This window comes from Dolichospermum circinale AWQC131C, assembly GCF_000426905.1.
GTDB classification, from domain to species: Bacteria; Cyanobacteriota; Cyanobacteriia; order Cyanobacteriales; family Nostocaceae; genus Dolichospermum; species Dolichospermum circinale.
In genome coordinates this window covers 775-11,908 of the sequence record NZ_KE384602.1, presented here as the reverse complement: position 1 = coordinate 11,908, position 11,134 = coordinate 775, and the positions used below count along the sequence as shown (strand labels likewise).

The 11,134-nt window shown below is 36.2% G+C and carries 8 protein-coding genes; 4 read left to right on the top strand and 4 right to left on the bottom strand.

Annotation, left to right across the window (positions count from 1 at the left end):
* Window positions 1-78: 78 nt before the first annotated feature.
* The 3 genes from sodB to ACIR131C_RS0107800 all read right to left on the bottom strand — a co-directional run bounded on the left by sodB (window position 79) and on the right by ACIR131C_RS0107800 (window position 2,553).
* Window positions 79-678 (bottom strand): superoxide dismutase [Fe], encoded by a 600-nt coding sequence (sodB, locus tag ACIR131C_RS0107810; RefSeq protein WP_028082620.1) that lies wholly within the window; start codon window positions 676-678, stop codon window positions 79-81.
* A gap of 369 nt (window positions 679-1,047) precedes the next feature.
* On the bottom strand, window positions 1,048-1,539 hold the full coding sequence (locus ACIR131C_RS0107805; RefSeq protein ID WP_155963056.1) for a GAF domain-containing protein: 492 nt from the start codon (window positions 1,537-1,539) through the stop codon (window positions 1,048-1,050).
* Window positions 1,540-1,734: 195 nt separating this feature from the next.
* On the bottom strand, window positions 1,735-2,553 hold the full coding sequence (locus ACIR131C_RS0107800) for a type 1 glutamine amidotransferase (protein ID WP_028089742.1): 819 nt from the start codon (window positions 2,551-2,553) through the stop codon (window positions 1,735-1,737).
* Window positions 2,554-3,150: 597 nt separating this feature from the next.
* Here ACIR131C_RS0107800 and ACIR131C_RS0107795 point away from each other — a divergent pair.
* The 4 genes from ACIR131C_RS0107795 to ACIR131C_RS0107780 all read left to right on the top strand — a co-directional run bounded on the left by ACIR131C_RS0107795 (window position 3,151) and on the right by ACIR131C_RS0107780 (window position 9,819).
* Window positions 3,151-3,933 carry a COP23 domain-containing protein gene (locus tag ACIR131C_RS0107795; protein WP_028089741.1) on the top strand — a complete coding sequence of 261 codons (783 nt, stop codon included), beginning with the start codon at window positions 3,151-3,153 and terminating at the stop codon, window positions 3,931-3,933.
* A gap of 388 nt (window positions 3,934-4,321) precedes the next feature.
* Window positions 4,322-5,047, top strand: coding sequence for a peptidylprolyl isomerase (locus ACIR131C_RS0107790; RefSeq protein ID WP_155963054.1), 726 nt, complete (start codon window positions 4,322-4,324; stop codon window positions 5,045-5,047).
* Between the two features lie 51 nt (window positions 5,048-5,098).
* On the top strand, window positions 5,099-8,092 hold the full coding sequence (locus ACIR131C_RS0107785) for a peptidase domain-containing ABC transporter (RefSeq protein ID WP_028089739.1): 2,994 nt from the start codon (window positions 5,099-5,101) through the stop codon (window positions 8,090-8,092).
* A 131-nt stretch (window positions 8,093-8,223) separates the two neighbouring features.
* On the top strand, window positions 8,224-9,819 hold the full coding sequence (locus ACIR131C_RS0107780; RefSeq protein WP_028089738.1) for a beta-barrel domain-containing protein: 1,596 nt from the start codon (window positions 8,224-8,226) through the stop codon (window positions 9,817-9,819).
* A gap of 145 nt (window positions 9,820-9,964) precedes the next feature.
* Here ACIR131C_RS0107780 and ACIR131C_RS0107775 read toward each other — a convergent pair.
* On the bottom strand, window positions 9,965-11,134 hold a 1,170-nt coding region (locus ACIR131C_RS0107775), incomplete at its 5' end, for a TaqI-like C-terminal specificity domain-containing protein (RefSeq protein WP_028089737.1).

Below are 11,134 nucleotides of genomic sequence, written 5' to 3'. Positions count from 1 at the left end.
TTACCCATTACCCATTACCCATTACCCATTACCCATTACCCATTACCCATTACCCATTACCCAATTACCCATTAAAATCTAAGCAGCGAAATTTGCAGCGACAAAATCCCAGTTCACCAAGTTATCTAAGAAATTCTTGATGAATGCAGGACGAGCATTTTTAAAGTCAATGTAGTATGCGTGTTCCCAAACGTCAATGGTCAACAGTGCTTTTTTACCATGAGCTAGGGGATTTTCTGCGTTTGGTGTTTTCATGACTTTGAGAGTGCCATGATCATCAACCAACCAAGCCCAACCACTACCGAATTGAGTAGCAGCAGCGGTAGAAAATTCTTCTTTGAATTTGTCAAAGCTACCAAAATCCTGAGCGATTTTAGCAGCTAAAGCACCTGTAGGAGCGCCACCACCAGCCGGTTTTAAGCAATTCCAGAAAAAAGAGTGATTCCAAACTTGAGCCGCATTGTTGAAGATTCCAGCCTTAGCAGAGTCACCAAAAGCGATTTTAATTACTTCTTCCAAAGACTTGTGAGCTAACTCTGTACCATCAACCAGCTTGTTCAAATTATCTACATAAGCTTTATGATGTTTACCATAATGATACTCAAAGGTTTCAGCTTTCATGCCGTAAGACTCTAAAGCGTCAGAAGCAAAAGGTAAGGGGGGTTGTGTAAATGCCATGTTGTGAAATCCTCTCTTTACTGTTGTCTTGTTAAAAGCTATGAAAGAAGCTTCGGAAATTACGGATTTTGTATGGTCTTGTTTTATATCCTGAATGTCGGCACATAAAACTTAACATTGTTATTCTACTACTAAAGTGAAAATTCCTACCAATGAGTTAGGATGTGATTTTGAGATTAGAAAAATAGACTCTTATTCGACACCCAGGACAAATTCCCATCCACCTGTTCTGGTACAGGTCACTCATACCCACTATTTGAGTAAGATTTTATATTATTTTTTACTTTTATCTTCTCGACCATTGTAGCCAACCTTTATACAAGTTGCTGTATCTAAGAAACATCAACATCAGAAACATCTTCTGCGTGATTAACTTTCTAAAATATTAGAATCTGTTGCTAAAGTTCCCGCTCCCTTTTGCATCAATTCAATATCTGTTAAAGTCCAAGAACGCGCACTTTGACAGTGATGAGCTACTAATAGTCCCCATAATCCCCTTGGTATTAAAATTGGGACTACTAAATTGGCACGTACCTGCATACCGCGCAGAAATTCCCGGTGACAATCCTCGATTGCTTCTAATTCTATATCAGCGATCGCTCTGACTCGTTTTTCCAAGTACATCATTGCATACTCATGATTAAAACAATCACTAGGACCTGTAGAACCGAGAATCGAATATTTATCAGCACTTAACGACTCAAATGTTACCTGTCCTTGCCATTGTCCATAAAAATAATACAATACTACCCGATCAACCTTTAAAGATTCTCGCAATTGATTTGTCGTTTGTCTGATCAATTCGTCTCGTTGCATTCTGATAATAAGACGATTGAGCAATTCTTTTAAACCCTGATCCATGTGCTGGTTTAAATGATGATCAAATTCTGGTAAAGAAGGAAGTTCCACAGATTTTAAATGATGACTAACTAAACAATTTCGGTTTTTTATAGTAACTTATCAGATGTTTTACAGAAAATTCAGTTGATTTTCTATAAAAATCATGTAGTTTAATATTAAAGTTGAGATTCTTATTTAATCTAAACTACACCTATTTTAGATTCTGATTCCCGCAGCAGTGGGTAAATCAACTTTTAACCGTTTAAACATTGCTTCTCGTCCCTGCATCGCTAAGGTATCATCTAAAGTTGAAAGTTTGATTTCTTGCTGATATTTTAATCTTAACGCGGTTTGAATTAACCAATCAGCAACAAAGGGATTTTTAGGTAATAATGGACCATGGGAGTAGGTAGCGATCGCATTTTGATAAAACGCTCCTTCTGTTCCATCTTCTCCATTATTACCCAAGCCATACACTACCTGCCCCAAAGCTTCCACTTTTCCTAATTTAGTTCGGCCACCGTGATTTTCAAACCCGACTAAATAAGGTTTTATCCCTGTCATTGCTTGCAATTCTGCTGCTAACCGAGAAGCTGTAACTTCTATGACCAAATTACCAATACATCTTTTAGTATTTTCACCAGGATGAATAGAAACTAAATCCAATATTCCTAAACCCTCAATTCTTTTCCCAAAAGCTGGTTCATAATAATTTCCCAGTAGTTGAGGAGAACCACAGGTAAAAACTCCCGGTGTACCATTTTCTATTTTATGACGCATGGCATCGGCTTTTGCACCCTGTAAATCCCGCATCACAATTTCTTGTTGACGGTCCTGGGCCCCACCACCGACAATTACGTCTACTGATTTAATATCTTCTGCGGTGGAATTTTGATCCAAGGGTAATACAGTCACATTATACCCCCGCCACTGGGCGCGACGTTCTATGGTGATCACATTTCCCCGATCACCATAGGTACTCATTAATTTGGGGTAGAGCCAACCAATCATAATTTCCATGGGTGCATAACTCATAAAACCTCTAATATAGCGTTAGCAGGGAATAGGCAGGACTAGGCAAATTTTAAGAAATATTTCATGATTGTTACAATACATTAATAACTTTCAAGTTTAGTAAATATACAATCCAGAGGGAAAAACTGATGCTAGATTAAGAGCATGGTACAAAAAGGTTAAAAGTTAAACCTGAAATCAAAATTTTTCCATTAGAGTTTGTGCCTCCTGCTCTAGTGTCTTGGCAATCAATTCTAGGTTTTTGCTTCCTGTCAAAGTGTTTTCGCCTGAATCTCACCAAATTGTTATTGGAGGTGTTGAAACTCACGTTATTAAAGTGTCCGTAAAGATGAGAAATTGAGGAAGCGTGTTTTAGATTTGATTTAATTGATTGTCTGTCCGGTTCACCTCTCTATTTTTTTTATTGAATTACAACCTAATCGAGAAACCGCTGTAAGCTACTGATAGTTCTTCGTAGCTTGGGGCGGTTTCTGCTATATATAACCAATTTTTGGCTGGCTGTCTCCAAAAAAACAAGTTTTTCCATGAACTAAAAACTTATATTCTGGGTCAATATAGATATCAGCTATTTACATATCTCCACTACGGCTTATATTTATGTCTTTACAATCACTGCGTTTGTTATTCTTGAGTAGTCTTGGCTGTTCTTTATTTTTTGGGAATGCTGTGACTGTTGCTCAAGTTGTTGTACCTACAGTTCCATCAGGTTCAACTACAGTTCCATCAGGTTCAACTACAGTTCCATCGGGTTCAACTACAACTACTATACCAAATTCTACCACAGTTAACAGTAGTACAAGATTTAGTTGTCAATCCTACAATGGACAGTTTATAGTCATGTATCAGCCCCAAAGTCAACCAGGACAATATTTTGCTTGGGCTGCACCTCAAAATTTAGGTGGGGGTTGGGATACCCAAAAACGTTGTCAAGCGATCGCGGGGCGTTTAGAATTATATCGTGCCGATGGTTTACAAGAACTACAAATAGCTGTAGAAAACAACGAGAACATTATTTGTGTCACCACTGAAGCCCAACCCAATTGTCGAATTGTCTTAACAGTACCCCGTGGTAAAGATCCCTATGCAGTCCGTAATAGTGTATTTCAAAATCTCACTACTGCTGATAGTGGACAACAAACTATTGCTGTTGATACCTATACCGACCGTCAAGGGGGTAATAGAGATAGTTTATACAACATAGGACAAACACTTATAGGTGGTAATAATCAGCTTAGTTCTTCTAGAAGTGGGATTAATTTGAAACCATATCTTGATCCTCAAGATGGTGGTACTGCCAAAAAATTGAGAAATGGAGTAGGAATTAGACAAAATACACAACAAAAAGACACAATTCGTCTAAATCCTGGCAGATTTCGTTAAATTTGGTCATCTATTTCAGGCTGGTAACTCGTAATTACGATTTACCAGCCTGATTTTTTGTGATCTACAACGAGCAATTTAGTAGGGGATGATGCGATAGTTAAGGTTAGCAAAGATTTACAGAGTAAAAGTAACTTTAGTATGACAAATTTATCAATTCATGGTATTTTGGTACAATAATATCCAAAAAATATCCAAAATATGTAAGTATGAACAGCCTGACTATCTAAATTTAACCTCTGCCAATGAAAAATTTACTGATAATATCTATACACTAACTCGAAAAAAGAGTAAAGGAATAGTAGATTATCTAGTCTTAACCAAAAGACAACCTGTTTAAAACCTAGTCCTATTATATTTGCAAAAGCAGTTAAAAACGGTGACAAATCTGATCACAAGCCATAAGAATCAAGTATTACAATGGGGCGATCACATTCTCCAGCCCGGAGAAGTTCTATCATTAATATCGGAATACCAGCTTATTCCTGTATTAATCAAGGAAATTATCATTGATCAAGCGATCGCTGCTGCCGAAATTGTTTATACTCCAGAAGAAGAAAAACAGGTCTGTGAACAAATAGCCCAACAGTATCAGGGAATAGATCAACAAGGAGAAAAATTCCAGCAGTTGAAGATCATGGCCATGCGACAATTAAAACTAGAAAAGTTTAAAGAGGCCACTTGGGGTGGGGATTTAAACTCTTACTTCTTTCAACGTAAAGCCCAATTGGATAGGGTAATTTATTCCCTAATTACGACCTCGGAAATCGGAATTGCCCAAGAAATCTACTTCCGCATTAAAGAGGGTGAACAGTCTTTTGCTGAGTTAGCACGGGAATATGCCCAAGGTCCAGAAGCTCAAACTGATGGCTTAGTCGGTCCAATAGATTTACAATCTCTGCATCCAACATTGGTGAATATTCTTTCAAGAAGTCAGCCACAGCAGTTATCACCACCAACTCAAATTAATAATGTACTGGTAATTGTCCGCTTGGAAAAATTACTGCCAGCCCAACTGGATCGTTCAATGCGGCAACGGTTGCTGAATGAAAAATTTAATCAATGGTTACAAGCACAAATGACAGAACAAAAATGGGAAATTAAAACATCATAAATTGCCTACTCCTTTTGCCAATATAAATTAACATAATTAACCTCAAGAAACATGACTTATACTAAGAGTACCTTTGAAGAATTTATTGCCACGATTCCAGGGTTTGACCAATTATCAAATGAGGAAATTAGCAAACTCTCATCACCACAAATTTTACAGCCTTTACGTTACCGTATGGGGCAGAAAATTGTTGGCAAAGAACAATTACCTCAAAAAGTATCAATTCTTTATCAGGGGCGGGTCAGACTACTAGGATACCCCGAAAACCAATCACCAATTACTTTAAAAATAGTAGAACCAGGAGCGGTAATTGGGGAAAATTCTTGGTTACGTCAAATTCCTTGCGAAACAGCGATCGCCTATGAAGAGGTGATATGTTTAACCTGGAATGCCGCAGATTATTTACAATTCCTATCTGGAAATTTAGCATTTGCTCAAGCTCGTCAACAAATAACTAATTTGGCAGAAGTATTTGATATCTTGAGTTTACAGATAGCACAACAACCTTTAGCTAATCATAACCTTAAAGACCTGACTCAACAGGTCTTATTAGGGTCAAAAATTCATTATTTACGACCAGGAAAAACACCTTTACGAGAATTAGAAAGTAGTCGGATTTGGTTTGTAAGTAGTAGTTGTAATCTGAGCAATTTAAACCCTGGTGATCGTTTAGAAGATGAAGTAATTGAAGTTAAAGATAAACTGCCTATCCGCTTGTTGGGTATCAGTCAGAGTGATTTATCATTAATTGATAGTCCACCTCTAAAAACAGAGAAATTAGAAAATCTATTAGATGGTACTGTCACCATAGAAGAAGTTCCCTACGCAACAGAATCGGAATTTATTGGGACAAGTACATCAAAGGATTTACCAAACAATCAAAAATATCCCTTTTTTAAAGGACAGGGAGAACTAGAATCTAGTTTGGCCTGTTTTCAAATGCTATCCAAGCATTTAGAAATTCCCTTTCGGAAAGAAGTAGTCCGCCGCATTTTAAATGACCAAATCAAGCGTCAAGGCAGTGTATCGTTTCAACTTTGTGCTTATTTATCAGAATTAATTGGACTCAAATCCCAGCTAGTTGATGTTCCGGCTGTTTCCATTAACCGCATTCCTACCCCAGCATTAATTCACTATCGTGATAGTTTTGCAGTTCTTTATGCCGTAAATGGAAAAAAAGCCGTTTTGGGTGTACCATCTCAAGGTATTATCAACACCAACCTTGATAAATTGCTAGAAGAATTAGAAACAGATGAAACCAACTTACAACCACAAGTTAGGGTTTTATTGCTGAGTGCGACTAAGGAAACGCCTAAAGAACGCTTTGGTTTAGGATGGTTTGTTCCTTACTTATCCCGTTACCGGCGGGTGTTGATAGAAGTATTTATTGCTTCCTTCTTCGTCCAATTAGCCGCCCTAGCTAATCCTCTAGTTATTCAGCTAATTATTGATAAAGTTATCGTTCAAAATAGTATTAATACCCTAAATGTTTTAGGAGTATTACTATTAGCAGTGGGTGTATTTGAAGCGGTATTAACTACATTGCGGACTTACTTATTTGTAGATACCACCAACCGCATTGATATGAGTTTGGGGTCACAAATTATTGACCACCTACTGCGCTTACCACTGCGGTATTTTGATAAAAGGCCAGTGGGTGAATTATCCACCAGAATTAATGAACTAGAAAATATTCGTCAGTTCCTCACGGGTACGGCCTTAACAGTAGTGTTAGATGCCTTATTTTCCGTAGTTTATATAGTGGTCATGCTGTTTTACAGTTGGCAGCTAACCCTGGTAGGCTTAGGAACAATCCCTCTATTTGTGTTAGTGACATTAATTGCTGCCCCAACAGTGAGTAGACAATTAAGAAGTAAAGCAGAACGTAACGCCGAAACTCAATCTTATTTAGTGGAGGTGATGTCAGGTATTCAAACAGTCAAAGCCCAAAATATTGAATTGCGATCGCGTTTTTCTTGGCAAAAAAAATATGCTAAATTTGTGGCCGCAGGTTTTAAAACCGTTATTACTTCCACATTAGCTAACTCCACAAGTCAGTTTTTAAGCAAACTCAGCAGCTTATTAGTTTTATGGGTGGGAGCTTATTTAGTTTTAAAACAAGAACTAACATTAGGAGAATTAATTGCCTTTCGGATTATTTCTAGTTACGTTACCACTCCCATATTAAGGCTGGCACAAATCTGGCAAAACTTCCAAGAAACTGGGTTATCTTTAGAACGACTAAGCGATATTGTTGACAGTCCCCAAGAAGCAGAAATAGATAAGAATAACATTCCCCTGCCACCGATTATTGGTGCAGTCAAATATGAAAACGTTTCCTTCCGATTTGCTGCCTCAGGACCCCTACAATTGAGTAATGTTAATGTCGAGTTTCCCGCAGGTCAATTTGTCGGTATTGTCGGACAAAGTGGTTCGGGTAAAAGTACAATGATGAAATTACTGCTCAGACTTTATGAAACAGAATCTGGCAGAATTTTAGTTGATGGTTATGACATTGCCAAAGTCGAACTTTATTCTCTGCGACGACAAATTGGTGTAGTTCCTCAAGATACCCTTTTATTTGATGGTACAGTACAGGAAAATATTGCCTTAACCAATCCTGAAGCCACAACAGAGGAGATTATTGAAGCTGCTCAAATTGCCGTAGCTCATGAGTTTATCATGAGTTTACCCCAAGGTTATAATACGCGAGTTGGAGAAAGAGGATCAGCCCTTTCTGGTGGACAAAGACAAAGAATTGCGATCGCACGTTCTGTGTTACAAAGACCTAAATTACTAGTTCTAGATGAAGCCACCAGCGCCCTAGATTATCCCACCGAAAAACAAATTTGTCTGAACTTAGCTCGCGCTTTTAAAGGTAGTACCGTTTTCTTCATTACCCACCGTTTAAATACTGTGAGTAATGCCGATACTATCGTCGTCATGGATAATAGTAGAATGATAGAACAAGGTAGTCATCAAGAACTTATGGCTGCTAAAGGTCATTATTTCTATCTTTATCAACAACAGGAAGTAAATTTGTAGTCAATTATTTCTAGGGGTTTAGCAATGCTAAACCCTGCCAATTGTTGAAATAAAATACAACTGATAACAGAGCCAAGATCAAATTACACCCCAGTAAATATTCAATCTAAAATCCCAAATCCCAAATTATTATGACTCAAGTTAATGGTAATCTTAGCAACGGAAATGGCAACGGAAATGGTAATGGTAATGGATCATATAAAGATTCAAAAGTATTAACATCTCCCAAACCCAAACCCAATTCCCAACAGCCCAAAATTGACTTTAATTTTGATAATTTCGAGCAATCTGTAGTTTTACGACAATCTCCAATCTGGTCACGAACCATCATGATCACCCTCATGGGATTGGCTTGTTTTGGAATTACTTGGGCTTGTTTAGCGAAAATTGAACAAACAATTCCTGCAACAGGTCAATTAAAACCAGAAGGAACAGTCAAAGAGGTACAAGCTCCCGTTAATGGAGTGGTTAAATCAATTTATGTCAAAGATGGAGACGAAGTAAAACCAGGACAATTGTTATTAAAATTTGAGTCTATTGCTACCCTAGCAGAATTAAATGCCTTGAATAAAATTCGCATAGCTTTAATTCAAGAAAACAATATCTATCGTCGCTTAATGGGAGCAAGCAGAGGTAAAGAATCTGAAATAGAATTTTTACGCAGTAAAATACCAGGAGAAGCAGCTTTTCTGCTCAAAAGTCGTGCTTCTTTAGTAGCAGCAAATGAACTATTACGATCTCAATTGAGAAATTCACCAGGAACAGCAGGAATAGGAATTGATGAAGAACAACTACTAGCAATTTCTAAAATAGAATTAACGTCCCGTTCCAAAGCCGCAGATTTAGAAGTCGAAAAAATCAGAAAACAACTTTCTCAAACTAAATTTAAACTCCAAGATACTCGCAGTAGTCTAGCAATTCAAAGCGGTATTTTAGCCAAAATTAAAGTCTTAGCGGAAGAAGGAGGTATTTCCCAACTTCAATATTTGAATCAGCAACAACAGGTACAAAATCTTGCAACGGAAATATCACAATTGCAAGAAGAAGTAAAACGTCTAGAATTTGATATTGATAAAGGAAAAGAGCAATTAACTAATACAGTTGCTAGTTCCGGTAAAGAGATTTTGGAAAGAATAGGTGCTAACAAACAACGCATTGCTGAAATTGATAGTCAGTTCACGAAGGTCATTTTAGAGAATGAACAGCGTTTGGCAGATATTAATAGCAAAATATCCCAAACACAATTAAACTTTAAATATCAAGAACTTCGCGCTCCAGTAGGAGGAATAGTTTTTGATCTCCAACCTAAAAATGTTGGTTTTGTTGCTAATTCCACACAAAAATTACTACAAATTGTCCCCAAAGAAAACCTATCAGCAGAAATTTTCATTACCAATAGAGATATTGGTTTTGTTAAAAAAGGTATGAATGTAGATGTAAGAATTGACTCCTTTCCCTTTAGTGAATTTGGTGATATTAAAGGTCAAGTAACTAAGATTGGTTCAGATGCTTTACCTCCAGACCAAAATTATCAATTTTATAGATTTCCGGCCACAGTTAAGTTAGATAGACAACATTTAAATCTCACGAATCAAGATAGAAAGATATCTTTACAGTCAGGAATGTCCATTACTGCTAATATTAAAGTTCGTGAAGAACGGACGGTAATGAGTTTGTTTACAGAGATGTTTACCAAGCAAATTGAAAGTTTAAATGAGGTGCGTTAGGAATGAAAATAATATCCCTGACTTCTGAGATTATCTTGACAAGATAAAAAAGAAGTCGGGGATTTAGGATTTGTGGTATTTATTGAAAAATTATCATCTTTTGTTTGTAGTCAGGGCTTTAGCCCTGATCTGAAATTTATGGTATTTACCCTGCTATGATTTTAATTTCCTCTGGTGTTAATTCATAAAGTTGATAAACTAGTTGATCTATTTCTGTTTCTAATGTGGTTGTATCTGCTTTTGGATCTAATTTTTTAGCGGTGAGAATTTGATCAACTATTTTAATAAAAGGAACTTGATCTTTTCTTGAAAGTGGATAAAAGGGTAACATTCCTAAATGAAATGCTTTTACCTCTGCGAAGGCTTCTCCCCTTTCTGGATTGATACTAGTGTAAACAAAATCAACTAATTTTGAGTTTAAGATACTTAGCAGATATTTAAGATCAAAAATATCAAACTTTTCATCTTTTTTGAGAATAATATGAACGTTATTCCGTATGATAAATCCAGAGGAAATCAAAGTTCCAATTATTTGATCACTAGTTTGTCTGAAAATTAGTTTTTCTTTGGCTTGAAATATTGATTCTTCTCTGGGTGCTGCGAGCCATTGACCATAGCTTATCCAGAAATTTTCATTCCATAAAATCACATATTTATGAAAATAACGTCCACCTATTAATGGTTGAAATTTATCATTTAATTTAGTTTCAGCAGTATAAGGTTTTTCATCTAATATTTTTTTCGTCTGTGGTGGATAACCTTTACCAACTTCGTAAGGTTTAACACCATTTTTTATTTCAAAGTAATCTTTTACTAAGAAAGAGCATGATTGAATTTTATCTAATAACAATATTTGCTTTTCATCAAGTGAAAAATTAAAAAATCGCTGTTTTAATAAAGTATTTTTTGATAGAGTATTGACACGCTCAATTATATTTCTATTTCTCAGTTTTATGTTCACATTATATTCTGCTAATTTATTTTTTTGGATAAAAATAATATCACAGTCTACCGTCGCTTCATCAAAGATTTTTGTTTTAAATTCATCTATACCCAAAAAATAAAACTCACTAATTAAACTTTGTCTAAACTGCTGTGCTACATCAATTAATTTCCAAGTATTAGGTACTATACAACATAGGTATCCATGAGTTTTTAAAATATCTTTTAAACCTAATAAGCAGAATGTAAAATAGCTGTCTTTTAGGGTATTATTTATACCTAGATAATTATATTTATTAATCAATAAGACTAATTCTGATTTGGAAGGAAATAACCCATAAGGAGGATTTCCAATAACCACATCAAAACCAAC